The organism is Alsobacter soli, from assembly GCF_003004785.1.
Taxonomy (GTDB): domain Bacteria; phylum Pseudomonadota; class Alphaproteobacteria; order Rhizobiales; family Beijerinckiaceae; genus Alsobacter; species Alsobacter soli.
This window is the reverse complement of record NZ_PVZS01000031.1, coordinates 1-24,484: the sequence shown is the minus strand read 5'-3', so window position 1 is coordinate 24,484 and position 24,484 is coordinate 1. Positions and strand designations below refer to the sequence as shown.

Sequence of the window (24,484 nt, the reverse complement as noted above, 5' to 3'; positions counted from 1 at the left end):
GCCCGACCGCCATGGTCAGGCTTTCCCCGGCCGTGTCACCCCTACGAGGTCCATCCCGGTCGGCCGACGACAATGTCTCTTACGCGCTCCTCCCAGGCATGGGCCAGATCACGTTCATGAAAATTCCCAACGCCGTTAAGTCGGTGCTCGCCCTCGCCGGCTCGAACGGCTTCCGAATCGGCGCGCAGCTCGTCCTGCTTCCCGTTCTGGCCAGGCTGCTCGGCCCCGAGCCCTACGGCCTGGTGGCGCTCGCCATGCCTTTCGTGCTCGTCACGAATCTGGTGGCCGACGCGGGGCTTGGCGGCGCCCTGGTTCGCGAGAAGGAGCTCGACGCCACGACCGAGTCGACGATCTTCTGGCTAACCCTCGCCCTCTCCCTCGCGCTCGCGGGCGGCCTTGCGCTCCTGAGCGCGCCCTTCGCCTGGCTCGCCTCCGAGCCGCAGCTTGCGCCCCTCATCGTGGCGCTCGCGCCCGTGGTGGTGATGAGCGCGCTCGTCACCGTGCCCAACGCGCGCCTGCACAGCGCCGGACGGTTCACGGCCTTCGCGGCCGGGGACGTCGGCTCGACCGCGGCAGGGGCCCTGGTGGCCGTGGGCGGCGCCTATGCGGGATGGGGCGCGTGGGCGCTTGTCGGCCAGCAGCTTTGCGCCTGGACCGTGAAGCTGGCCATCGTCTCGTGGCAGGCGGGCTTCACGCCACGGCTGCGCTTCGACGCCGCCCGCTGCCGGCCACACCTCGCCTTCGGCGTCCACTCGCTGGGCAGCCGCATCGCCGACTTTCTCGCCCGCAACCTCGACAACCTCATCGTCGGTCGCGCCCTGGGCGTCGGCCCGCTCGGCGTCTACTCGATGGCCTACCAGATCATCCGCCTGCCCGAGATGCTCGTCGGAGGCCCGCTGTTCATGGTGATCTTTCCCGCCATCGCCCGGACCGGGAGCCGCGCCGAGAGGGTCAGGCTCTACGGGGTCGCGCTGTCGGGCGTCTCGCTGGCCGTCGCCCCGCTCGCGGCCGGACTCGCGATGACCGCCGACCTTCTGGTGGAGGCCGTGCTCGGGCCGAAATGGGTCGCGGTCGGCGCGCCGCTCGCGATGCTCGCGCCTGTGAGCTTCGTGCTGTGCGTCTTCGCCGTCACGTCCGCCGTCCTGCTCGGAATAGGCCGGGCGGACCTGCAGTTCCGCAACGCCCTGGGTCTGGCCGGGGCTACCCTGGCCGGCGTCGGCGCGGGGGTCTGGTTCGGGCTGACAGGGACGGCGGCCGGGCTGCTCAGCGCCACGCTGCTCGTCGGCGTCCCCCTCCTCGCGTCGTCGGCCCGAGCCGTCGGCATGCGGCCCGGCGCGATGCTGGCCGCCCTGCGGCAATCCGTCGGCTGCGCCATCGTGATGGCGGGCGCCGTGGCCCTGACGCGTCAGGTCGAGCTCGCGCCTCTGCCGCAGTTGATTGCCTGCGTCTTGGCCGGTGGGGCGGCCTACGCCTGCGCCGTCGCGCTGTCGGGATGGCGCGACCTCGCCAACCAGATCCGCAGCCTGCAGGCCGCGCCCACGCAGCCCAAGGGCGCCTGACCCGGTGCGGCGGTCAGCCTCACTCGCGGATGATCTGGCTGGCGAAGCCGCAAGCCCAGGCGAGGTGCATGACCATGGCGGCGATCCCCATGCCGGCCACGGTTCCGTCGCCGGTGCGCAGGGCGGTCGCAAGCCCCCAGGACAAGCACAATCCCGCATAGAAGGCCACGGGCGCCAGGAAGATGGGATGCAGCAGCACGCCAAGCGCCAGGCCGAGCACAACGGTCAGGGACACCACCAGCGGCGCGAGCTGGCGGATCTTCAAGGGCGTGCGGTGCTTGGTCGCGGTGCGCGCCCGGCCCGCGCCGTGGTTGAAGTACTGGCGGGCCAATCCCTTCAGGTCCGCGCGGGGGAAATAATGGATCGCGAGGTCGGCCGCGAGCCAGATGCGCCGTCCGCTGCGGGTCAGCCGGTGATCGAATTCGGCGTCCTCGTTGTGCGTGAAGCTCTCGTCGTAGCCGCCAAGATCCAGGAACGCTTGGCGCAGGAAGGCGGCGTGGTGGCCATGCTCCACGAAACCGCTCTCGCCGGCGCGGCGGTGGGCGGACCCGCCGTTGCCGAGCAGGCTGTTCTGCGCGGCCGCAGCGGCGCGCTGGAACCAGGTGCGCCCTTGCGTCAGCATAGGCACCACCACGGAAGCCGCGCCCGTTTCCTCCAGGGCGGCGACGCAACGGCGCAGGAAGCCGGGCGGATAGGCGGCATGGCAGTCGGCGCGAACCAGGACCTTCGAGCGCGGGGCGGCGATGCGCGCGCCCAAATTCACGGCGGCGGACTGGAGCCGCTTCGGGTTGTGGACCAGCCTGATCCGGGGCTCCTCGCGCGCCAGCCGGTCCACCACCTCGGCCGTGCGGTCCGTGCTGCCCCCATCCATGACAAGCAGTTCGAAGTCCAGGTCGCCGACACCCGACAGGAGCGTGCGGACGGCCGTCTCGATGTAGCGTTCCTCATTCAGGGCAGGCATGACGATTGTGACGGGGGAATTAAAAAGCGTCATGGGATCGTCCGGACTTCCAAGAAAATGGACCGCGATTTACGGCCAAGCCGTTAAACCATGATGGGCCTCGGAAGGTTGCTTTCTGGCCCGAACTGAACGATGTTGCAAAGCGAAAGATGGAACGAGGCTAATGATGCTGGAAAGACCCGGGCGCGTTCCGCAATACGCCGAGAGCGCCCTCTCCAGCGAAGGCACGCTGTTTGAACTCAGCGCGATTCTTGATTTCTTCCAGCGCAACGCTTCCGTTATAGCGGTATGCGCGCTGGCCTTCGCGTTCCTGGGATTTGGCGTGGCCGCGACCACCCCGCCCAAGTTCTCGTCCACCGCGCGGATCCTCATCGACAGCAAGCGCGTCCAGGTCGCCAGCCAGCAGGCGCAGCCCGCCTCGGATCCCGCCACCGCCGGCTCGGCCGCGGAGAGCCAAGTCGAACTGATCGCATCCAACAGCGTCATCCTGTCGGCGATTCGCAAGCTCGATCTCGTCCACGATCCCGAATTCGTCCGGCCGCCATCGTCCCTTCTCAACAAGATCAAAGGGGGAATCTCGGACGGCATCGCCAGCGTCAGCCGGCTGATCCTGCCGAGCGCGCCGCCCGGCGAGCCGGACGTCGAGCGCGACATCATGGAGTCGATCGCCGGCAACCTGTTCGTGCGCCGCGTCGGCATCACCTTCGTGATCGAGATCACCTACTCGGCCTTCACGCCCGCGAAGGCGGCCCAGGTGGTGAACGCCATCGCCGAGGCCTACATCACCGACGAGCTCGAGTCGAAATACGCGGCCACGAAGCGCGCCAGCATCTGGCTGCAGGACCGCATCAACGAACTGCGGGAGCAGAGCTCGACCGCGGACCGGCTCGTCCAGGACTACAAGTCCCAGCACAACATCGTCGACACGAACCGCGGCTCGATGATCGAGCAGCAGATCTCGGAATTGAACAGCCAGCTGATCCTCGCCCGCACTCAGACGGCCGAAGCCAAGGCGCGGCTCGACCGGATCGTCCAGGTCCTCAGCAGCGACGTGCCGGACGCGACGGTGACCGACGCCCTGCGCAGCGAGGTGGTCAGCAAGCTGCGCGGCCAGTTGCTGGAGCTGCGCCGCCGCGAGGCCGAGTGGTCGCGCCGCTACGGCGCCCAGCAACAGGCGGTCGTCAGCCTGCGCGAAGAGATCGGCCAGGTGCAGAAGTCGCTCCGCGACGAGCTGCAGCGCATCTCGGAGACTTTCAAGAGCGACTTCGATATCGCCAAGGCGCGCCAGGATTCGCTCGAGAAGTCGATGAGCGACCTCGTCCAGAACAACGGCGAGGTCCGCCAGGCCCAGATCCGGCTGCGCGAACTCGAAAGCGCCGCGCAGGTCTACCACAACCTCTACGAGACCTTCCTGCAGCGCTACACTGAAGCTTCGCAGCAGCAGACCTTCCCGATCCCCGAGGCCCGCCTCATCACGCCGGGCTTGCCCCCCCAGCGCAAGAGTTCGCCCATGACCACGCTCTACATGGCGATGGCGGGGGTGCTCGGAGGACTGCTCGGCGTCGGCGTCGGCCTCGTCCGCATGATGCGCGACCACTCCTTCCACACGCCGGCGGAACTGGAGAGCGCGACCAACCTCGGATGCCTCTCCTCCGTGCCGCTGGTGCACAAGGCGCCGGCCTACCGGCAGGTCCCGAACGCGGAGCACCAGAGCGGCAAGATCGTGGCCTTCAAGGCCGGCATTCTGCGCCACGCGTTCGACGACCCGTTCTCGTCTTTCGCCGAGAGCATCCGCGCCATCAAGGTCAACCTCGACATGGAGAGGGTGCCGGGCAAGTGCATGGTCGTCGGCGTGGTCTCCTCCATCCCCGGCGAAGGCAAGACCATGGTGGCCAGCAACCTCGCCCAGATCGTCGGTCAGTCGGGCCATCGCTGCCTTTTGATCGATTGCGACCTGCGCCGGCCGGCCCTGAGCCATGCCCTCACGCGGCACGCGAAGCAGGGCCTGCTCGAGGCGCTCGCCGGCCAGCCTGTCCGGGACCTGCTCCATGTCGGGGGCTGGAGCCGCTACGCCTTCCTGCCCTGCGCCAACTCGGCGCGCCTCGGCAGCACGGACAACGTCGTGAGCTCGCCGTCCATGAAGCTGCTGCTGGAGAACCTCCAGGACGCGTTCGACGTCATCATCCTCGACCTGCCGCCCCTGATCCCGGTCGTGGACTCCCGCGCCATCGCGCCTCTCGTCGACAAGTTCCTGGTCGTGGTCGAGTGGGGTCAGACGGATCGGACGATCCTGTCGGAGGCGCTGGGGCTGCTCTCCGACAAGGCCCAAGGCAAGATCGCCGGAACCGTGCTCAACAAGGTCGATGTCCGCGCCGCCAAGCGCTACTCGACGGCCTACGCCAAGTATTATCACTCGGCCTATCACTCCCATTACGTGCGCGGCGCCTGATCAGGCGCCGGTCGCCCCCGGAGCATCGATGTCCAAAACGCGCCCTTCCCGTGTCGCCCTGGCCGCGGCCGCGACGGCCCTGTGGGCCGGCCTCGCGGGCCCGGCGCCCGCGCAGCAACCCTCTCCCGCCCCGGCCATCGCCGCCCCGGATGGCAAGGTCGCCGTCCTCCCGACCCGGCCGAAACGGGTGGAGGGCGCGCCCGGCGAGCGGGTTGAGCTCGTCTTCGCCTTCGACGTCGAGCAGGCGCCGGGGCGCGATCTGGCGCTCTTCGTGCACTTCATCGGCGAGGACGGGGCCATGGCGCGCTTCCAGGCCGACCACCGTCCCGCGCCCGGAACGGCGATGTGGCGCGGCGGCGTCGAGGACCGGCGCGTCCTCACCTTGCCGGTCGACATGAAGCCGGGCGACTACCGCATCCGGGTGGGCCTGTTCGATCCCCGGCTCCAGGGCTATGACGCGCGCCTCGACCTCAAGCCCCGCGAGGGCGTCGGCGTGGGCGAGGAGACGAAGGCCTACGACGTCGGCGTGCTGCACGTGAAGCCGCCGCCCGACGCCCCCGAACGCCCCGCGTCCACCAACGCCGCCAACAACGCCCCGCGCGGCGGAAGCACGACCGCCGACCCGCTGGATGGCGCCGCCTACAACGACGACCACGCCAGGCAGCTCGGCTTCACGAGCCTCACCTTCCACGACGAGTTCAACGGCGCCAGCCTCTCGACCAAGGCCTGGGCCAACACCTTCGCCTGGGGCGACCGGACGCTCGCCGGCAACGGCGAGCGGCAATGCTATCTTGAGCGCAACGTGAGCGTGTCGGGAGGCCTGCTGCGGCTTGCGGCCAAGCGCGAGACCGTCACCTGCCCCAAGCATGAGCGGGTCATGGACGTGACGTCCGGCATGGTGGCCACGCTCAACAGCTTCGGCCAGCTCTACGGGTATTTCGCCGCCCGCATCAAGGCGCCGTCCGGCAAGGGCCTGTGGCCGGCCTTCTGGCTCCTGCCCGTCGACGGACGCTGGCCGCCGGAAATCGACATCCTTGAGGCGCCGAAGTCGCCGCCGACCAGCTTCTTCACGACCTACCACTTCAACGACGAGAAGGGCGAGCACAAGTCGGAGGGCAAGGAGGTCGCGGCGGCCGACCTCTCCAAGGACTTCCACGTCTACGCCGTCGGCTGGGAGCCCGGGGTCATCCGCTGGTACCTGGACGGGGCTCAGGTCTTCGAGACGCGGCGCCTGGTCATGGACAAGCCGGCCTACATGATCCTTAATCTCGCGGTCGGCGGATACTGGCCCGGCGACCCCGACGCCAGCACGCCCTTTCCGTCCGAGATGCTCGTCGACTGGGTGCGCGTCTACAGCAAGTGAGGCTCACGGCCGACGCGACAAAGACGCTCCGTGCATGGGACTGGCAGACAGCGCCTCGCCGATGTCAGGATCGGCCGCGCGCTTGAGCAGCAGGCCCGCATGGGTGCAGATGTAGAAGATCAGCACCGGCCCCCAGCCGTAGATGCTGGGGATGTCCACCTCGATGAAGAGCCGGGGCAGGGAGTAGACCATGAAGGCGGCGAAGAAGGCGGTATGGGGCGCGAGATCGCGCGCCAGCCACTTGATGATGCCCCGCCAGGCCGCCAGCACCATGACGGTGATCAGGGCCATGCCGACATAGCCCAGCTCGACGCCGGCGTTGATGAAGATGTTGTGGAAATGGAAGCCCGTGCGGGAGCCGATGTTCATCTGCCGCCAGAGCCCCTCGGCCTCCACCGAGCCCTGCTTCCAGAAGTTGTAGTAGCCCGTCCCGAAGACCGGCCGCATCTCGATGTACTGCCAGCCTCGCGCCCACAGGAAGGAGCGCCCGGTCAGGCTCGAATCCTTGCCGAGCAGTTCGAGCACCTGGTCGGTGTAGAGCACGCCCGCGAGCGCCACGGCGAGCCCGGCCATGAGGCCGATGGCGATGATCAGCGAACGGGCCAGCACCGACAGCCGGAAGATGAACACGAGCCCGAGCAGGACCCCCGCCGCCATGAAGCCCGCGACCAGGGTGCCGAGCGACCGGGCCGCCAGGATGATGTAGACGGCGACGACCGCCGTGGCGGCCGCCGCGAGGCGCGGCGGCAAGGGCTGGCGCCGATCGCAGAGGGTGGCGAGGGACGCGAGCAATCCGATGGTGGCGTAATAGGCCAGGAAATTCTTGGAATTGAAGATGCCGACGAGCGAGACCACGCCGCGCTCGTCGACGCCGTAGATCCCGCTGGTGGCGCTCATGACGAGGGCCGGCAGGGATCCCGCCGCGATGGCCGCGACCAGGCGCCGGGGCTCGACCGTCTGGGCGAGCACGGCGCCTGCGTAGCAGGTGAAGAAATACTGCAGGCCTTCGTAGAAGGTGAAGCCCGAATCGGTGGACCAGAGCGAGGACGCCAGGATCCAGCCGGTGAACAGCCAGGGCGCGGTCGTGGCGAAGAAGGGCTCCAGGGGATTGGTGCGCGACAGCGCCAGCAAGGCGAGGGTGCCGCCCACGAAGCCCGCCGCGGCGACATTGCCCATATGCGGCACGAAGATCAGGCAGGTGATCGAGCCCAGCAGGCAAACCGTCTCCAGCGACGGCATCCACCGGGGCCGCGCCCGCCTGCGGGCCATCGCATAGCTCATCGCCTTCGGGCGCTCCTCGACCAGACCTCCGGTAGACCCAAGCGCGGCCAGCGAGTCAACCCGCCACCCATATGCAGGTGCCCGGCTCGTCTCATGGGCAGTCGCGGCCCGCTGCCGCGACCCAGTCCCGCACGACCTCCTCGGGATAGCCGCGGTGGTAATGCGCCGTCCACGGATAGGCGGGCTCGCCGCTGCCGTCCCGGCGGGGGAGCGCCGAGACGGGCCCGCGCAACTCGGCGGGAGCGCCCACCGCCACCATGCCTTCGGGCACGTCTTTGGTGACGAGGGCGCGGCACCCGACTAGGCAGCCTCGTCCCAGCACGACGCCAGGCAGCACGGCGCAGCCCGCCGCCAGCACGGCGAAGTCGTGGATCGTCACGCCGAGCCGCAAGTGGCTCGGCGGATGCGGATCGTCGGTGAGAAGCACGGAGGAGAAAATCCACACGAAGGAGCCGACGACCGAGTTCTTGGTCACGAAGACGTTGGTGTGGATGCGGACGTGGTCGCCGAGCACGCAGTCGCCGTCCAGGATCGACTGCGACCCAAGCTGCAGGCGCGCGCCCGCCACGACGTTTTCGCGGATCGTCACCGCGTGGCCGGTCGTCAGGCCCCCGCCGAAGTCGCTGCCCTGGTAGATGCGGCTGTGCGAGCGGACGAGCGAGCCGGGCCCGATCACCAGGCGCGGCTGCTTGGCGAGGGACGTCGCCACCCCGAGCTCGCAATGGCTGCCCACCTCGGCTCCCTCGCCGACGACGACGTCGTCGTTGATGATGGTGAACGGCCCGACCGACGCGCTGTCGGCGACCTGCGCCCTGCTGCTGACCACGGCCGTGGGGTGAATGCCGCCCAAGGGAGCTACCTCATGTCGTTGGCGCGAATCCCGATGATCATCGGGCCACGTGCAGGCCACCGCAACTCGCCGCGGCCAGGGACCCGCCACCGGACGCGGCTCGTGAAACGCAAGCTTAGGACTTATCCTGCCCACATGGCGCGAGGAAGCGGGAAACGGACGCGAGATGCTGCATTCGATTAAGAAGACACTTGGCGGCGTGGCCGAGGCGGCCTGGGCCCGGCGGGGCAAGACGGTGCGCCCGACCGCCCAGCTGGAGGCGCAGCACGCCTTCACGTCGCGCCTTCTCGCGGAGCTCGGCACGGGCGGCGCGGACGTGGCGGCCGTGGTCTTCTCCAAGGACCGGGCCATGCAGCTGCACGCCTTCCTGACCTCCTATTGCGAGCAGGTGCGGTCGCCGCCGGCCCTGACGGTGCTCTACAGGGCGAGCACGGCCGCGCACCAGGCCGCCTACGACGAGCTGTGCGCCGCGGCCGGGGAACTCCCGGCCGAGATCGCCTTCCTGCCGGAGACGGACTTCCGCAGCCAGCTGATCGAGTTCGTCGCGCGAGCCGAGGCCGCAAAGGTCGTCATGTTCGTCGACGACATGGTGTTCAAGGAGCCGCTCGACGGAGCGGCCTTGCGCGCCATCGACTCGGCCTCCCACATCCTGTCGCTGTCGCGAGGCCGGGACCTGACCTACAGCACCGTCCTCCAGCGGCCGATCACCGTGCCGCCGCTGCGCCCGGTCGGGGATGGGCTCCTGGAGTTCAGCTGGGAGGGGGCGGAGTTCAGCGACTGGACCTTCCCGCTCGGCCTCTCCGGCTTCATGTACGGGCGCCTCGAGCTGCTGGCCATGCTGCGGGCCCTGCCCTTCCGGGCGCCCAACTCGCTGGAGGCCGCGATGCAGCAGCTGGTCCCCTTGTTCGAGGCGCGCCCGGGCCTGTGCTTCGACAAGGCGACCTGCGCCTGCATCCACGCCAACATGGTGCAGACGGAGCTCAGCAATCCCACGCTCGGCACCTTCTCGGTCGAGCAGCTCCTCGACCTGTGGCGGCAGGGCATGGCCATCGACGTGCGCGCCCTGTATGGCCTCGACCTGGCCGTCGCGGAGCAGGCGACCTACTCCTTCCTGCCCCGCGGCCGGCCGGCGCCGGGCGCGGCTCACGCCACCCCCGCTGATTGAGGGCGATCAGGCCCGTACAGAAAGGCCGGCGCGCCGCAGCGGTCGCGCGCCAGATCGCCAGATGGCGGACAGGATGGATTGCCGACATGACCATGGACGTGGCCGTCATCATCGCGGCGCGGAACGCCGCGCCGACCATCGAGAAGGCTGTGGCCTCCGCGCTCGCCCAAGAGCCCGCGCGCGAGGTTCACGTCGTCGACGACGCCTCCACGGACGAGACGCTGGCGGCGGCGAGACGCGCGGACGACGGCACCGGCCGCCTGCGCCTCCACAGGCTCGACGTGAACCGCGGCCCAAGCGGCGCGCGCAACCTCGCGCTGGCCCAGAGCGCCTGCGCCTATGTCTGCGTCCTGGACGCCGACGACTACCTGCTTCCGGGCCGGCTGGAGCGGCTCCTGCCCTTCGCCGCCGAAGGCGTCCTCGCGGCGGACGACCTGATCATCGTTCCCCCCGGCGCCCCCGCCACGGCGGCGGCGCGGCTGGCCGAAAGCCAGGCGCGCGTCCTCGAGACCCTGGACCTGGCGGGGTTCGTGCGCGGCAATGTCGCCGAGCCCGGCCAGGAACGCCGCGAGCTCGGCTATCTCAAGCCGCTCATGAGCCGCGCCTTCCTGGACAAGCACGGCCTGCGCTACCGCGAGGACATGCGGCTCGGCGAGGACTTCGCCCTCTACGCCGGCGCGCTCGAAAAAGGGGCGCGGCTTCGCCTGGTCAGCGCCTGCGGCTACGTCGCCGTGGTCCATCCCACGTCTTTGAGCCATGTCCACGGGGCCGAGGACCTTGCGGCCGTGCTTCGCTACGACGACGAGGTCCTGTCGGCGCCGCTCGACCCGGGCGCCAAGGCGGCCTTCGAGCGGCACCGCCGCCAGACGCTCCGCAACCTGAGCCATCGGCGCGCCCTGGACGCGCGCCGGCGCGGCGACTGGGCCCATGTCGCGCGCGAAGTCTTCAGGTCAGCGGACGTCTTCGCCTATGTCCTTCGTGAAACCCTGCGGGCCAAGCTCGGGCCGGCCAGGCCGCCCGCCCCGGCGCAACCCCGTCTGCTGATCGGAACGGTTGAGGCAGCCGCGAAGGGCTGAACGCGCTATGGGCTCGGGTGGATGCCGGCCTCAGGAGCGTCGACCCAAACCGATCTCCCGCCGGAACAGGAACACCATCAGCACCAGATAGGCCGCGTAGTTGGCGGCGAAGGCATAGCTGGCGCCGCGGAGGCCGAAGGCGGAGGTCATCACCACCACCAGCACGACATAGCTGGCGTTGAACAGGATGTCGGTGATCACGAAGAGCCGCACCATGGCCTTGGCCACCATGATGGTGGACAACAGCCAGCTCGCGATCTTCAGCACGTCGCCCACGAGCTGGAACGCGAACAGCTCGCTGGCGGCCGCGAAATCGACCGAGTACAGCGAATGCACGATGACGTCGCGGAGGGCATAGATCAGCCAGGCCGACGCGACCGCCAGGGGCAGCAGCATCGCCGTCCCGCGCAGGATCTCGGCGCGCAGGCCGAGCTTGTCCGCCACGGCTGACAGCCTCGGGACGTAGTAGGTGCCGAGCGGAATCGTGATCACCTGCAGGTAGATCTCCGACACGCGGTAAACCGCCTGCCAGTAGCCGGCCTCCGCCGGCGACAACGTGCTGGAGATCCACCACCGCACGATCAGGAGCGCGACGGGCGAGACGGCGCCGCCGACCAAGGCCATGAGCGAAAAGCCCGAAAGCCTGCCAAGCCACTCCGTGTGGAAAGGCCCGGCCAGGTCGTCCCAGGCCAGCCACCGCCGTTGCACGACGAAGACGAAGCTCAGCAGGAAACCCACCATCGGGCTCAGCACTGTGGCGAGGAGTGCGCCGTAAACGCCCCAATGCAACACCAGGGCGACGGTGAGGCCGGCGGACACAACGTTGCCCACGAGCCCGAGCACCGTGAGCCGCCCGATGTGCATCAGGCCATTCAGCACGGCGCTGATCACGCCGTTGACGCCCCCCAGAAACAAGGTGAGGGCGAAGATCGCGAACAGGGGCGCGTAGCCGCCGTCGAGCAGCAGGGCCGCGGACAAGGGGCGCGCGAACAGGAGAACCAGGAGACCGACCACGGCCGAACAGCAGGCTGTCAGCCACAGCGACGTCGAGGTCACGGCCCGACGGCTGGCCAGGTCGTCGCGGAACTCCGCGACAAACTTGACGATGCCTGGCCCGATGCCGGCTCCGGCCGCCGTCGACGCCAGCGTCACGAAGTTCTGCAGCTGACCGATGAGGGCCAGACCGGCCGGCCCGGCGTAGACCGAGACGACCTTGGTGGTGACGACGCCCGTCAGCACGCGCAGCACGGTTAGCGCGCCGGACATGCCAATCGCCCGGATCATGTAGGACCGCCACAGGCGTCCTGCGAAATGACGAACCGCGGGCCCCGCCGTCCTCCAGTTCGTGACCGGCGCGCGCCCTGCGTCGCGAATGTCCTTCAAGCGCGCCTCCCCGTGCGATGGAGGGGTGCATAGCGGATCACGGTCGATCCGTCATGTCGGCTCGGGGGTGCAAGCGACATGTTGCCCAGCTCAGGGCGCTAAGCCGACGCTGAAGCTCATCAGACGCGCCCTGGAAAGGATAGATTCTGAATTGCGTTGCATCAGAGCCCTCCTCCGATAGAACAGCCCTTGACGTGGATTGGAGCCTGGCATGCGCAGCGACGAGATGTTCGATGTCGTGATTCTCGGCAGCGGAATCGCCTGCACCTTGACCCTGCAAGCCCTGCTCGGCCGCCTGCGCCAGGGCTCCGCCCAGAGACGGACCCTGCGCATCGGCGTGGTGGAGAAGAACCCGCAATTCTGGCGCGGGCTGCCCTATGGAAGCCGCTCCTCCGTCAATTCGCTGATCATCACCACGCTCGGCGAATTCGTTCCTCCCGAGGAGCGTGACGAGTTCGTGGATTGGCTCGAACGAGAGCACCCCCAATGGTCCCGCCGGATGGCGATGCTCGGCGGCCCGGCCGCCCGCGCCTGGCTCGAGCACAACGCGCAGGCCATCTCGGCGCGCGACTGGGACGAGATGTACATCCCTCGCGTGCTCTACGGCGAATTCGCCGAGGCGAAACTCGCGTCCATGGTCACCGACTGCGAAAGCCAGGGCCTGGCGCGCGTCGAGCTCATCAACGGCGAGGCCCTGGCGGTCCGGAAGGGATCCCGCTGCTTCGAGGTGGAGCTCGACCGCGCGGGCGCGGGCCGCTCGCAACTCGCCAGCGCGCTCATCCTGCTGGCGGTCGGCAGCCCACCCTACTCTCGGCTCGCAGGGTCGGAGGCGTTTGAATCGTCCGGCGGCGTCTACGTCAACAACGCCTACGAGCCCAGTCTGGACGCGAACTTCGCCCGTGTTCGGGCGACCATGTCGGGGATCGCGGCCGGCGAGCGCAACCTCCTCGTGGTCGGCTCCAACGCCACCTCCCTGGAGCTCCTGTATCTCCTGGAGCGGAGCAAGGCGTGGTCCGAATTCGATTCCGTCGTCGTGCTCTCGACGGGCGGCTCGCTGCCCCACCGGATGAGCCGGGACCGCTTCCAGGCGCCGCCCTTCCCACGGCTCGAGGCGCTCGCCGGCTCCGCCAGCGCCACCGCCGATGACGTGATCGCCGCCGCCGAGCAGGACGTCGCGGAGATCGGCGCCGAGATGCGGCTCGGTGACACCTTCCACCACCTCGGGCAGGTGATCGGGACGCTGCTGGAGTCGTTGGACGACGCCGAACAGCGGCGTTTCCATCACGTTCACGGCATGCGGTTCACGCGACTGATCCGGCGCGCCGGCGCCGAATACCGCGACGCGGCCGAGGACCTGATCACGCGCGGCATCGTGCGGCTCACCGCAGGCGAGTTGGTGCGCCTTGGCGCCACCGGGGGCGGCCGGGCCGAACTGGTCTACCGCCCTGGACGTGAGCGTGGCGAGACCACGCATCCGCTGTCCTTCGCGGCGGTCATCAACTGCGCCGGCTTCGAGGGCGTGAGCGCGCAATCGAGCCACCCCTTGCTGGCCGACCTCGTTCGCAGCGGGCTGGCGCAGGTCAATCCGACCGGCCGAGGCGTCATGGTCGGCCCCACATACGAGGCCAGCTCCAACCTCTTCGTGTGCGGTCCGCTGCTGGGCGGCGTCTTCAACGAAGCGGCCCGGTACTGGCACGTCGAGAACGTGCGCCGGATCCACGCCATCGCCCAACCGCTGGCGGGCGCCATGGCCGAACGCCTCCTCGAGGCGCACGCGCCGGCGCCAGAGCCGGCCTGAAGGCCGGGGGCGACCTCCGCATCCTCCAACGTCAGGCCAAACCCGCAATGGACGTCAGCATCGTCATCGCCACCTACAATCGGTCGAAAGCGCTCGCCGCCTGCCTGGATTCGGTTGCAGCGGCGGTCCGGCATGCGCCCGAGGTGAAAGTCGAGCTGATCGTGGTCTGCAACGCCAGCCCCAACGACACCCCCGCCGTGGCGAGAAGCTGGGCGGCGCAAGCGGCCTTCCCCGTCAGGGTGCTCGACGAGCCGGTGCAGGGCGGGTGCCGCGCCAGAAACCGCGGCATGCGCGAGGCGCTTGGCCATGTGGTGGCGATCACCGACGACGACTGCCGGCTCGCGCCCGATTACATTGAGGCGGTTGCGCAGGCGCACGCGGCCGACGCCGTCCCCACCCTGCGGGGCGGCCGGCTGGAGCTCGGCGATCCCGACGACCTTCCGATGACGGTGAAAACGGATCCCGAGCCGTCCGACTTCGCCCTGCCGACCTTTCCGGGCGGCTTTCTCCACGGCTGCAACTTCACCATCCCGAAGCCGGTTATCGAGCGGGTCGGATATTTCGACACGCGCTTCGGGCCCGGCACCCCGGTGGGCGCGGCAGAGGACACCGACTATCTGTTCCGCGCCTGGAAGCTCGGCGTCCCGGTTCGATACGACCCCACCCTGGTGATCTACCATCATCACGGCCGCAACACCGCCGACGAGGTGGCCAGGCTCAATCGCGTGTACAACCAGTCCGACGGCGCGTTCTACGCCAAGCATGTGCTGACGTCGCCGGCCTTGCTCAAGAACATTTACTGGGACATGCGCAACGCGTTGCGGGAGCCGTTCGGGGGCCATAAGTTCAATCCGGCCCTGGGCTTCAGCCACGCCACCCGCATCCGTCAGAATCTCGCCGGCGCGCTCCTGTTCGCCAAGTCGCCTCCGGACGGCAGCCCGAAGCGCTGAATGGCCATTGGGCCGCGCGGCGCGTCACTCGAGGCCGGGCCGCGACGCGCAGACCGTGGCCCGCACGGGCCCTCAGGGCGCCTCGCGCTCGGGGACGCACAGGGCGTTCAGGGCTGCGGCCGACTGGGGCGCCGCGAGCGGCTGCGACGTGACCATGCAACGTTCCGAGTTGCGCCGCAGGATCCAACGGCTCAGGTCCCGGTCCAAGCGCATGACGATGCGGCGCAGCCAGTGCTTGGCGCCGGCCTGGTCCCTCGTCGACACCTCGACCAGGGAGGAGACCGCCTTCAGGTAAAGGCCCAGGCGAGACCAGCCCGAAAAGGCCCGGGCGCGACGGATCTCGCACCGCGCGTTCTGGCGCCGGACCAGACCCTCGCGGACCGAGGAGGCGTTGCTCCCATGAAGGCGATAGACGGCGACCTGGCGATCGACGAAGCCGAGCTGCCCCTTCGAGAGCGCGCTCAGATAGAAGTCCCGATCCTCGACGATGACGTCCTCCGGATAGGGGCCATAGCCGTCCGGATCCTCGTAGACGCGCCGGTCGGCCAGCAGCACGGGCCCGGGCACGCTCCAGCGCCAGACGAGCTCGGTCTCGATGCCGTGCGGGTCGGCGAGCGCGCGCTTGTCGGCCCCGTAAAGATCGGCCAAGCCGCTGGCCAGGGCCGGCTTGCCCGCATTGTCGACCACCGAGCAGTCGCCGAACACGACCCGCCACCGCGGATGATCCTGAAGCGCGCGCACGCGCGCCTCGATGCCTCCGGGCACAAGCATGTCGTCGCTCGCCAGGAGGCAGATGTATTGGCCTCTCGCGAGCGAGACCAGCCGGTTCAGGGTCTTCAGCAGCCCCTGGTTGTCTTGCCGGAGCAGAAGAAAGGCTGAAAAGGCGCCGGGGTTGCGCCGCCGCCACTCCTGCGCCGCCTCGAACGTCCCATCCCGCGAACCGTCATCGATCATGACCACTTCGAGGTCGGGATAGGTTTCGGTCGCGATGCTGGACAGGCAATCGGCGACAAACGGCGCATGATTGTAGCTAGGGACAATGACGGTCACGCGGCCGGGAGCGACATAGCGCTCCCACTTCGCCTCAGGATCACGCCCCTCAAATCCCATCGCCGACGCCCCTCGTCCCCAGTTCTTCTTAACACCGGTGGCAGCAGACACAAAGTGCGCCCGGCGGACGGGGCCCTCGCCCAATGCCCGAAAGCCATGTGGCAGTCATCATCGACGAGAACCCTGAGTGACGACTTGCCACGTCCGCTCCAATTTGATCGGCTTTCAACCGGCCAGGCGGCTTTGCCTGCGGTTCATCATCGGACTTTTCGGACGAGCTGATGTGCGGCTCCGCCGGCGTCGAGGCCAAGGGCGTCCACGAAGCCCGTGTTGAGGACGCACCGCGACAGTTGCAGGCCGGCCAGGAGCTCAGACCAGATCGACGCGGCGACGTCCAGGTTGGGTCGGCTTTTCAACACGGCCCACATCGAGGGACGCGGCCCGCGTGCATAGGCCGCGATGGTGGGCCAGCTCTTCGGGGGATCCGCGGTGACCACCGCCCGCTCATCGAAGAGCTTCTTGTAGGGCCAGAAGCACCAGCCGATGTCGTGCCTTTCGAGCAGGCCCCGAAACTGCGCGACCCACTGGCTGGTGTTCTCGCCCGACTCGCCCATCCAGAGCGGCAGTCCGGTCTCCTCCCGGAACTTGAGCGGCTCCGAGATCCAATTTTCTCCGACATCGGGCGTCCAGTACAGATGGAAGGTCAAGGCGACGTTCGGGTCGCGAAGCCCGCGCAAGGCGGCTCGGTCCGTCATGAACAGGATGCGATTGGCGTCGTGCCGCCGCACGGCCTGCGCGAGGCGCCCGTAGAGGGCTGTGAGCCGCGATTGCAGGTCGGGGACGTCGTAGCTCAGGAAATTGGCGACGGGCTCGTTCAGAAGGTCGAAGCCCAGGATCGCGGGCTCGCCCGCGTAGCGCTCCGCCATGCGCTCCCAGAAGAGCTGCGCGCGAGCCTGGCTGCGCTCGCTCTTCAACAGGAAGGGGTAGGCGAAGCTGTTGTCGATGTTGGTGCCGGTCTGGCCGCCCGGAGCGCAGTGAAGGTCGGGAACGACGAAGATCCCCTCGGCGCGGCACCAGGCGATGAGCCGGTCGAGCAAGGCGAAGCCGGGACCGTCGACCGGCCCTTGCGCCGCGTCGACAAGAAACAAGCGGTGATCGAGCGGCACACGCACCAGATTGAAGCCGAGCCTGGCGATCAGGGCGATGTCCTCTCGGGCCACGAAGACGTCGCGGTAGGCGTCCCAGAAGGCTTTGGCGTCGTCCGGCCCGAGCAACTCCGCCGCCACCTGCTCGATGTCGCGCGGGCTGTTGGCGTTTTCGTTGAAGCCGAAGAAATACCCCTCCGGCACCAGCCAGTTGCCCAGGTTGATGCCCTTCAGCTTCAACGGGGACCCGTCCGCGCCGACGAATGCGGGCCCGCTGACGCGGGCGGAGTCCTGCGCCCGTCCGGGACCCGGGTTCGCCAGGGTAAGGGCGAGTCCTCCCACGGCGCCCAGGATCTCGCGACGCGTCAGCATCGTGTCACCCGCCCTGTGCAGTGCGGGACCGGGCCTGGGCGCCCGACAGCGTGGCATAGGGCAAGAAGTCTGCGAGGCCTGCGTCTTCGCAGACGATCTCGCGGGCGAACCGACAGGAGCGCGCCAGCGCCTCCAGCTCCGCGGCCGAGCACGCCTCCAGCTCGCCCGGCGCGGGCGCATTCAGCCGCCCGGCTTGCCCGTCGTGGGGGGCCCGCACGAGCTCCAGCCTTTCGGCGGATCGTTCCTCCTTCGGGCCGGTGCTGCCCCCGAACCGGCGCGCCAGCCCCTCCCGCGCAGCCTGCGCCAGAAGCTTGAGGGAGCCCGGGGCGCCCGCCGCGATGCGCAGGCAGGCGGCCGGGTTTCGGGCCTTGATGGCTTGCACAAGCTCGGTGAAGGCCAGGATCTGCTTGAGCATGCCGATCCGGTCGGCGGAAGCCTGGCGGGCAGCCTCGGTCTGGCCCGCGGCGACGACCTCGTCGAATTCGCGCGCTTGCGCCAGGAGGGCTTTCACGTCCTCGGAGCGCAGGCGGTGGGAGGTCGAGCCGCCCCGCCTGCGGTAGAAATAGAGGGGAGCAGGGATGAAGCGCAGGTGCGCCCCGGCGGCGAGCAGGCGCGCGACCAGATCGTAGTCCTCGCCGATCCGCAGGCGCTCATCGTAGCGGACACCTGCGTCACCTCCGACCAGGCTGCTCCTGCGAAGCAGCGGCTTGAGGTAGCCCAGCGCCGGATCCCCGGTCAGCATGGGATTGTTCTCGATGTAGCGTGCGAGATCGATATCCGCGGGAGCCAGCCACGGGCCGCCCGACATGACGAGCGAGGGCGGCTCCGCCCCGCCCTCCCAGAAGGCGAGCATGTTGTCCAGGACGATGTCCGCCCCCGAGCGCTGCGCTTCCCCGAGGAGCAGCTCCAGCCGGCGCGGATGCATGGCGTCGTCGCCGTCCAGAACCGCGACCCATGCTCCCCGCGCCTGCGCGAGGGCCCTGTTGCGCGCCGCCCCGGGTCCGTCCCCGGTTCCCTGGATGAGCCGCACCCGGCGATCTGCGCGAACATGGGCCCCGATCCTGTCTGCGGTGGCGTCGCGCGATGCGTCGTCGACCACGAGGATCTCCAGCGCGGCGACGGTCTGCCCACGGGCCGACAAGAGCGCCTCGTCGATATAGGCCGCGACATCGCGGCAAGCCACGAGGACCGAGACCAGCGGATCCGCCTCGACGGAGGTTTCAGACAAGGGCTCACCCGCGGTTCGCGCCGTCCTCGGATTAAGCTTGAAACAAGCCTCTCCCATCGGCACGGCAAAAGCATGCTTCGTCCTCTTACCTGCACACGGGCCAGCCTGCTAGGCTGGCCCCATCGGCGGCGGCGTTGAGCCGCCTGCGTGCAAGACGCTGGTGCGAGCAGGACAACAGGTTGAAGGCCGCCATCCATCCAAGACATCCGGTCGCGTGGGTCGGCCTGGCTCTCCTCGGGCTCGTGGCCATCGAGGCGGCTGTCGCCTTGCTCGCGCCCACCGGGGTCGACGACCGGCGCAACTTCCTCGAATTCGGCTACCGCCAGAACGAGCCGCCGACGCGGGTGGTCCTCGACGAGAAGATGCGGCTCTACGGCCACGACGAGCCGTCGGTGATTCAGGTCGGAGACAGCTCCGGCCTGCACGGGGTCCAGCCTCCCCTGGTCGAGGCCGAATTCCCGGGCATGCGCTACTTGAACGCGAGCGCGTTCGGGAACCAGGGATTTTATGGCTATCTTGGCGTCGCCCGGCGCCTTCTGGACAACAATCCAGGCGTCCGCTTCCTCGTGCTTCACTTCACGCCCCGGGTTTCGCCGGTGAAGGAGTACGTGGAAGCCAAGGACCTGCTCGACCAGGATATCTGGCGCGAGTACAACAGCCGCTTCCACGCGCTGTTCCGGCTGCCCACGCTGGGCTGGCGTCGCCAGGTCACGGATCTCGCCTATTACGGCCATGCATCCTGGCCGGGCGGACGGCCCTATGACGACCTGAAGCGCTATCCGGAAGCGAAGGCCATGGTCGCCGAGAGCGGCGGCTGGACGCGCGAACACGACCAGGAAGGCGACGTGTCGGGCGGGCTTGCCTCGTGGTTGCGCACCATCGTCCCGGGGACGAGCGGGGTCAGCGACCGTGCGCTCATGGAACAGGTGGGCGAGCGCAATCCCCGCACGGACTATGAGTTCGACTGGCGGCATCTGGTCCGAAGGCCTCTGGCCTACCGGGTGTTCGACGCCTACCGGGAACTCGCTGAAACCCACGAGGCCCATCTCGTCATCATCGGGGCGCCGGTCGCGGACGTGTACGCCCAGGGAGCGGTCGGCGAGCGCCTGCAACAGCTCAATCAATCACTCTTGGACTACGGCGCCCTCCACCCGGAGGTCACAGTGGCCACGGCCCCCATCTGGCCGGAAAATCGGTTCTCGGCTCTGGAGCACGTGGCCACGCCCTACGTGCGGGAGAATTCGCTGCGGGTCGCCGCCATCCTTCGCGAGGCGGCGTCGCGGTTCGGCACGCCTCCGGCGGCGCCCGGCCATCCCCGGACAACCGTGCCGAGGATCGAGATGGACGCCCACACGCCGTCTTACGGCCTGGCCCCTGCGGCCTCCGGCCCTGACGGGGCTTATCGCGCCATCCGGGCTGGGCGCGACGAGGCGCTCCTGTTCGCGCGCGCAGATCGTGCGGCCCGTGACATTTCGGTCGAACTCGCGCGCGATGTTCCCGACGACCTGCGCGCGGCAACGACCCTTTCGGTGTTCGGCGAGCCCTGCGAACGCTTGCCCGACGACCTCGTGGACGGCCGCCCCCGCCTGAACTGGCGCATCCCGGCCGCGGCCGCCCGCTACGGCGGCTGGCTCGAAATCCTGGTCTCCACGCGGGGGAAGGCGCAGTGGCCGGGTCCGCAACTCTCGCCCAGCGCCAGGGGTCCGGAACTCAAGATGCTGCGCGCCACCTTCCGCGAAGACGCGGCGCATCAGAACGCGAAGTAGATGAATTCGCTCGCCTGGCGGCGCGCGAAAAACACGATGGCGTAGAACAGCACCAGGGCGAGGAACGCCTTGGCGGCTGTGGGAAGGCGGGGGAACACGTCGGTGAACTCCCCTCCCCGCCTCCAGGCCACGTAGTCCATCACCAGCATCGGCGTCCAGACCAGCACAAGGAGCCACAAGGATCCGAGGAAGGCCTGACGCAGGGCTGACTCGGACGCCAATTGGCCCATGTGCAGGATCGACCTGAAGATCGGGCCGACCTGGTCCGCCGTGGTCCTGAAAAAGATCCAGCCGACGCAGACCAGATGGAAGAACAGGATCTGCGCGGCGACCTTGCCCCACCGCCCGGCGCGGCTCAGGAACCGGTCGAGTGGAAACACGCGGTAGAGCACCAGCAGGCAGCCGTGCCAGAACCCCCAGACGAGGAACATGGTGCCCGCCCCGTGCCACAGCCCTCCGAGCACCATCGTCAGCATCAGGTTGCGGTAGGTGGACCAAGCCCCGCCCCGGTTGCCCCCGAGGGGGATGTAGAGGTAGTCGCGCAGCCAGGTCGAGAGGGAGATGTGCCAGCGTCCCCAGAAGTCCGAGGGTCCCGTCGCGAAATAGGGCGTGGCGAAATTGCGCATCAACTCCACGTTGAGCAGGCGGGCCGATCCGCGCGCGATGCTGGAGTAGCCGGCGAAGTCACAATAGATCTGAACGGCGAAGGCATAGGCGAAGATCAGGCCCATCCCCGGCGCGACGCCCTGCCCTCCAGGGCTGGCGGCCTTCGAGACGGCGTCCACGAGCAAGGCGGCGTTGTCGGCCACCACGAGCTTCTGGAACAGTCCGAACAGGATCAGAAACAGCGCCGAGCCGACCTGGTCCGCCGAGGGCAGGCTGCGGTCCTTGGCCAGTTGCGGGAGAAGGTCGCGCGCCCGCATGATGGGCCCGGCGACGAGATGCGGAAAGAAGGTCACGAACGAAAGATAATCGACCACCGACCGGTAGGGCTTGAACTCTCTTCGGCAGATGTCGATCGTGTAGCTCATCGACTGAAAGGTATAAAAAGATATCGCCGGCGGAAGCCCCACCGCAACGACGGGGATCGACAGGCCATAATGCGCCAGGACGACCGAGGCTTTGCTGGTCAGCCATGGCGCGTACTTAAAATAACCTAGCAAGCCGAGATTGGCGACGATGCTCGCGGCGGTAAGGGTCTTGCGCCTGCGCTCGTCGTTGGTCGCGTGCACCTTCTGGCCGACCACGTAGTCGAGCAGCGCCGTCGCGAAGAGCGGCCCGAGATACCAGAGCGCAGACGAGGCGTAAAAATAAAGGCTCGCCGCCGCGATGAACGCATTGGCGAAAGGCGTGCGTCTCAGCGCAATCCAACCCGCGATGACGAAGGGCAGGAACACGAAAACATAAGTCAACGAAGTGAATTGCATGAAGGATTTCGCCGCGACCGCGCCGGATTCGACTAGACCATAGGAAGGCCCCCGTCGAGGCCCACGAGATTTAAACCACGTCTAAGCCTCGCTCTGTTCAGTAGCGCAGCTACTCGTTAAGGTTCCTTCGTCGTGCCGAGGAGCCCCGAATGATCCACTCCACAGCGGAGGTCCAGACCCTCTACGTGGACCCCACCGCTTCAGTCGGGGCCTTCACCCTGATCGGCCCGGACGCACAGATCGGCGCGGGCGCGGTCGTGGGCAGCCACTGCTTGGTCGATCGCGCGGTCCGGGTCGGCTCCCGGGCGACGGTGGGCGACGGGACACGGTTGCTCGGTCCGTTGGCCCTGGCCGACAGCGTCCGGATCGGTCCCAATGTGACGTTCGCGGCGCCGGATTCGGCCAGCCCGAAGGCGTCGCCGAGCGGCCCCACGCTGGTCGAAGCAGGCGCCGTCATCGAGGCCGGCGCGGTCATCCTCGCCGGGGTGACCATCGGCGCCAGCGCCCATGTCGCCGCCGGCGCGGTCGTGACGCACTCGGTCCCGGCCTTCGCCGTCGTCTCCGGCAATCCGGCGCGGATCACGGGCTACGTCGACACCGTCCGGGAGGCGGCCCCGGCGACAAGCGCGGGGGCGACGGCCACGTCGGTCCGCGGCGTCACGCTCCATCAGCTGCCCCTGATCAACGACATCCGCGGCAGCCTCAGCGTCGGCGAGTTCGGGCGCACCCTGCCCTTCGCCGTCAAGCGCTACTTCGTCGTCTTCGGGGTGCCGAGCGTCGAAACGCGGGGCGAGCACGCCCATCGGCAATGCCAGGAACTTCTCGTCTGCGTCACGGGCAGCTGCTCCGTCGTGGCCGACGACGGCCGCGCCCGACAGGAATTCCGCCTGGACCGGCCGGATCTGGGCATCTACCTGCCGCCGATGGTCTGGCGCGTACACTACAAGTACACTCCGGATGCGGTTCTCGTCGCATTCGCCTCCGAATACTATGATCCAGCGGACTACATCCGGAGCTACCAGGAATTTCTGCGCGAGGTGCAGCTCGGATGATCCCGTTTCTTGAACTGAAGCCGGCCTACGCCGAGCTGAAGGACGACATCGACGCAGCCGTCGCGCGGGTCCTCGGGTCAGGCTGGTATATCGGCGGGCCGGAGGTGGAGGCGTTCGAAGACCAGTTCGCCCGCCACTGCGACGCGGCCCATTGCATTGGCGTCGCGAACGGGCTCGACGCCTTGCACCTCAGCCTGCGCGCCCTGGGCGTCGGCGAAGGGGACGAGGTCATCGTTCCATCGAACACGTTCATCGCGACATGGCTGGCCGTCACGCATGCCGGGGCGAAGCCGGTTCCAGTCGAGCCGCGGGAAGACACCTTCAACCTGGATCCCGACCGCGTCGAGGACGCGATCACGCCGCGCACCCGCGCCATCATCCCGGTTCACCTTTATGGGCAGCCCGCCGACCTTGACGCCATCAACGCCGTCGCGCGCAACCATGGGCTTCGCGTCCTCGAGGACGCGGCCCAGGCGCATGGAGCCCGTTACAAGAACCGCCGGGTCGGCGCCCACTCCGACCTCGTCTCGTGGAGCTTCTACCCGGGCAAGAACCTTGGCGCGATGGGGGACGCCGGCGCGATCACCACGGATGATGAGCGCCTGGCCTCGGAACTGCGACGCCTGCGCAACTACGGCTCGGGGCAGCGCTACATCAACGACGTCATCGGCTTTAACAGCCGCCTGGATCCCGTGCAGGCTGCCATCCTGGGCGCGAAGCTCCCGCATCTGGATGCTTGGAATGAACGCCGTCGAGAGATCGCGTCGGTCTATCAGGAACGGCTGCGCGACACCGGACTGATCCTGCCCTCGTCGGCGGGGTTCGCGGATCCGGTGTGGCACCTCTATGTGGTGCGCCACCCCAGGCGCGATCTTCTGATGCGCGCCCTTGAGGCGCGCGGCATCGGCAGCTTGATCCACTACCCCGTTCCCCCGCATCGGCAGCGCGCTTATGGCTCCTACGCGACTGCCGCACTGCCCATCGCGGAGCGGATGGCGGATCAGGTTCTGAGTCTCCCCATGGGCCCACACCTCAGCGTGGAAGACGCCCACAATGTGGCTGACGTGATGAAGGAGATCATCGCCTCGGGTGTCCTTGATGGCTGACGCCGAGGACGTCGCGGCCACAACTCACGTGTCCTTCACAGCGCCAGCGGCCGTCATCTCCAGTTCCGTTGAGGGGGGCGAACCAGCTCGCCAATTGCGGCGCGCTCCAATTCGCATCGAGGACCTCCAGCAATGATGATTGTGAAAAGATCTGATCTCCCGGACGTCCTCTTGATCAGCTCCGCCCGGTACGGCGACGACCGCGGCTGGTTCGCCGAGACTTTTCGCCGCGATTCCCTCGCGGCCGCGGGCGTGACGGACGATTTCGTCCAGGACAATCAGTCCTTCTCCGTCCATCCCGGCACCGTGCGCGGGCTGCATTTCCAGCTCGCGCCCTTCGCCCAGGCCAAGCTCGTGCGCGTGCTGGCCGGGGCCATCCTGGACGTGGCGGTCGACCTGCGGCGCTCCTCGCCGACCTTCGGACGCCACGTGGCCGTGCGGCTCGACGCGGATGCAGGCGAGCAGCTCTATATTCCGGCCGGCTTCGCCCACGGCTTCTGCAC

The 24,484-nt window shown here is 68.4% G+C and carries 19 protein-coding genes; 11 read left to right on the top strand and 8 right to left on the bottom strand.

The genetic code is table 11. From position 1 onward, the window contains the following. Nucleotides 1–116 precede the first annotated feature (116 nt). Nucleotides 117–1,559 (top strand): lipopolysaccharide biosynthesis protein, encoded by a 1,443-nt coding sequence (locus tag SLNSH_RS20500; RefSeq protein ID WP_158266839.1) that lies wholly within the window; start codon nt 117–119, stop codon nt 1,557–1,559. 19 nt (nt 1,560–1,578) lie between these two features. Here the strand turns inward: SLNSH_RS20500 and SLNSH_RS20495 are convergent, their stop codons facing one another. Further along, nucleotides 1,579–2,553, bottom strand: coding sequence for a glycosyltransferase family 2 protein (locus tag SLNSH_RS20495; RefSeq protein WP_106339454.1), 975 nt, complete (start codon nt 2,551–2,553; stop codon nt 1,579–1,581). A 133-nt stretch (nt 2,554–2,686) separates the two neighbouring features. Here SLNSH_RS20495 and SLNSH_RS20490 point away from each other — a divergent pair, with 133 nt between their 5' ends. Together SLNSH_RS20490 and SLNSH_RS20485 are read left to right on the top strand one after the other, a co-directional pair. Beyond that, nucleotides 2,687–4,969, top strand: coding sequence for a Wzz/FepE/Etk N-terminal domain-containing protein (locus tag SLNSH_RS20490; RefSeq protein ID WP_158266838.1), 2,283 nt, complete (start codon nt 2,687–2,689; stop codon nt 4,967–4,969). A gap of 28 nt (nt 4,970–4,997) precedes the next feature. Beyond that, entirely contained in the window at nt 4,998–6,332 is a 1,335-nt protein-coding gene (locus tag SLNSH_RS20485; protein ID WP_146140327.1) for a glycoside hydrolase family 16 protein, read from the top strand. Nucleotides 6,333–6,335: 3 nt separating this feature from the next. On the opposite strand, the gene SLNSH_RS20480 is transcribed toward SLNSH_RS20485, so the two are convergent. Together SLNSH_RS20480 and SLNSH_RS20475 are read right to left on the bottom strand one after the other, a co-directional pair. Continuing rightward, complete coding sequence (locus SLNSH_RS20480) at nt 6,336–7,613, bottom strand: O-antigen ligase family protein (RefSeq protein ID WP_106339450.1); 1,278 nt, start codon at nt 7,611–7,613, stop codon at nt 6,336–6,338. Between the two features lie 91 nt (nt 7,614–7,704). Beyond that, nucleotides 7,705–8,463, bottom strand: a complete 759-nt coding sequence (locus tag SLNSH_RS20475) for an acyltransferase (protein WP_210202551.1) — start codon at nt 8,461–8,463, stop codon at nt 7,705–7,707. 166 nt (nt 8,464–8,629) lie between these two features. Between SLNSH_RS20475 and SLNSH_RS20470 the strand changes: the two genes are divergently transcribed. Both SLNSH_RS20470 and SLNSH_RS20465 read left to right on the top strand, forming a co-directional pair. After that, nucleotides 8,630–9,628: a hypothetical protein gene (locus tag SLNSH_RS20470; RefSeq protein WP_210202550.1), complete on the top strand. Its 999-nt coding sequence runs from the start codon at nt 8,630–8,632 to the stop codon at nt 9,626–9,628. An 86-nt stretch (nt 9,629–9,714) separates the two neighbouring features. Next, nucleotides 9,715–10,704, top strand: coding sequence for a glycosyltransferase family 2 protein (locus SLNSH_RS20465; protein WP_106339444.1), 990 nt, complete (start codon nt 9,715–9,717; stop codon nt 10,702–10,704). A 30-nt stretch (nt 10,705–10,734) separates the two neighbouring features. Here the strand turns inward: SLNSH_RS20465 and SLNSH_RS20460 are convergent, their stop codons facing one another. Next, nucleotides 10,735–12,087, bottom strand: coding sequence for an O-antigen translocase (locus SLNSH_RS20460; protein ID WP_106339441.1), 1,353 nt, complete (start codon nt 12,085–12,087; stop codon nt 10,735–10,737). A gap of 211 nt (nt 12,088–12,298) precedes the next feature. Between SLNSH_RS20460 and SLNSH_RS20455 the strand changes: the two genes are divergently transcribed. Together SLNSH_RS20455 and SLNSH_RS20450 are read left to right on the top strand one after the other, a co-directional pair. Next, nucleotides 12,299–13,885, top strand: coding sequence for an FAD/NAD(P)-binding protein (locus SLNSH_RS20455; protein ID WP_106339439.1), 1,587 nt, complete (start codon nt 12,299–12,301; stop codon nt 13,883–13,885). Between the two features lie 47 nt (nt 13,886–13,932). Then, nucleotides 13,933–14,835, top strand: a complete 903-nt coding sequence (locus SLNSH_RS20450) for a glycosyltransferase family 2 protein (protein ID WP_106339437.1) — start codon at nt 13,933–13,935, stop codon at nt 14,833–14,835. Between the two features lie 72 nt (nt 14,836–14,907). Here SLNSH_RS20450 and SLNSH_RS20445 read toward each other — a convergent pair whose 3' ends face one another. From SLNSH_RS20445 to SLNSH_RS20435, 3 genes are all read right to left on the bottom strand, one after another. Next, entirely contained in the window at nt 14,908–15,945 is a 1,038-nt protein-coding gene (locus SLNSH_RS20445; RefSeq protein ID WP_106339435.1) for a glycosyltransferase, read from the bottom strand. A 197-nt stretch (nt 15,946–16,142) separates the two neighbouring features. Beyond that, nucleotides 16,143–17,402, bottom strand: a complete 1,260-nt coding sequence (locus SLNSH_RS20440) for a glycoside hydrolase family 5 protein (protein WP_158266837.1) — start codon at nt 17,400–17,402, stop codon at nt 16,143–16,145. 4 nt (nt 17,403–17,406) lie between these two features. Beyond that, nucleotides 17,407–18,630 (bottom strand): glycosyltransferase family 2 protein, encoded by a 1,224-nt coding sequence (locus tag SLNSH_RS20435; protein ID WP_158266836.1) that lies wholly within the window; start codon nt 18,628–18,630, stop codon nt 17,407–17,409. Between the two features lie 179 nt (nt 18,631–18,809). On the opposite strand from SLNSH_RS20435, the gene SLNSH_RS20430 reads away from it, so the two are divergent. Then, nucleotides 18,810–20,396, top strand: coding sequence for a hypothetical protein (locus tag SLNSH_RS20430; RefSeq protein WP_106339429.1), 1,587 nt, complete (start codon nt 18,810–18,812; stop codon nt 20,394–20,396). Here SLNSH_RS20430 and SLNSH_RS20425 read toward each other — a convergent pair. Next, nucleotides 20,381–21,823 carry an MBOAT family O-acyltransferase gene (locus SLNSH_RS20425; protein WP_106339427.1) on the bottom strand — a complete coding sequence of 481 codons (1,443 nt, stop codon included), beginning with the start codon at nt 21,821–21,823 and terminating at the stop codon, nt 20,381–20,383. The genes SLNSH_RS20430 and SLNSH_RS20425 overlap by 16 nt on opposite strands. 149 nt (nt 21,824–21,972) lie before the next feature. Here SLNSH_RS20425 and SLNSH_RS25755 point away from each other — a divergent pair, with 149 nt between their 5' ends. The 3 genes from SLNSH_RS25755 to SLNSH_RS20410 all read left to right on the top strand — a co-directional run. Next, on the top strand, nt 21,973–22,875 hold the full coding sequence (locus tag SLNSH_RS25755; RefSeq protein ID WP_106339425.1) for a WxcM-like domain-containing protein: 903 nt from the start codon (nt 21,973–21,975) through the stop codon (nt 22,873–22,875). Then, entirely contained in the window at nt 22,872–23,981 is a 1,110-nt protein-coding gene (locus SLNSH_RS20415; protein ID WP_106339423.1) for a DegT/DnrJ/EryC1/StrS family aminotransferase, read from the top strand. The genes SLNSH_RS25755 and SLNSH_RS20415 overlap by 4 nt, the downstream gene beginning before the upstream one ends. Before the next feature lie 135 nt (nt 23,982–24,116). Then, on the top strand, nt 24,117–24,484 hold a 368-nt coding region (locus SLNSH_RS20410), incomplete at its 3' end, for a dTDP-4-dehydrorhamnose 3,5-epimerase family protein (RefSeq protein WP_146140326.1).

Bases quoted from the DNA above. Each gene is read 5' to 3' on its own strand.
- SLNSH_RS25755 (WP_106339425.1), top strand. From the start codon at position 21,973: ATGATCCACTCCACAGCGGAGGTCCAGACCCTCTACGTGGACCCCACC.
- SLNSH_RS20470 (WP_210202550.1), top strand. From the start codon at position 8,630: ATGCTGCATTCGATTAAGAAGACACTTGGCGGCGTGGCCGAGGCGGCC.
- SLNSH_RS20485 (WP_146140327.1), top strand. From the start codon at position 4,998: ATGTCCAAAACGCGCCCTTCCCGTGTCGCCCTGGCCGCGGCCGCGACG.
- SLNSH_RS20490 (WP_158266838.1), top strand. From the start codon at position 2,687: ATGCTGGAAAGACCCGGGCGCGTTCCGCAATACGCCGAGAGCGCCCTC.
- SLNSH_RS20455 (WP_106339439.1), top strand. From the start codon at position 12,299: ATGCGCAGCGACGAGATGTTCGATGTCGTGATTCTCGGCAGCGGAATC.
- SLNSH_RS20495 (WP_106339454.1), bottom strand. From the start codon at position 2,553: ATGACGCTTTTTAATTCCCCCGTCACAATCGTCATGCCTGCCCTGAAT.
- SLNSH_RS20500 (WP_158266839.1), top strand. From the start codon at position 117: ATGAAAATTCCCAACGCCGTTAAGTCGGTGCTCGCCCTCGCCGGCTCG.
- SLNSH_RS20440 (WP_158266837.1), bottom strand. From the start codon at position 17,402: ATGCTGACGCGTCGCGAGATCCTGGGCGCCGTGGGAGGACTCGCCCTT.
- SLNSH_RS20465 (WP_106339444.1), top strand. From the start codon at position 9,715: ATGACCATGGACGTGGCCGTCATCATCGCGGCGCGGAACGCCGCGCCG.
- SLNSH_RS20415 (WP_106339423.1), top strand. From the start codon at position 22,872: ATGATCCCGTTTCTTGAACTGAAGCCGGCCTACGCCGAGCTGAAGGAC.
- SLNSH_RS20450 (WP_106339437.1), top strand. From the start codon at position 13,933: ATGGACGTCAGCATCGTCATCGCCACCTACAATCGGTCGAAAGCGCTC.
- SLNSH_RS20480 (WP_106339450.1), bottom strand. From the start codon at position 7,613: ATGAGCTATGCGATGGCCCGCAGGCGGGCGCGGCCCCGGTGGATGCCG.
- SLNSH_RS20425 (WP_106339427.1), bottom strand. From the start codon at position 21,823: ATGCAATTCACTTCGTTGACTTATGTTTTCGTGTTCCTGCCCTTCGTC.
- SLNSH_RS20445 (WP_106339435.1), bottom strand. From the start codon at position 15,945: ATGGGATTTGAGGGGCGTGATCCTGAGGCGAAGTGGGAGCGCTATGTC.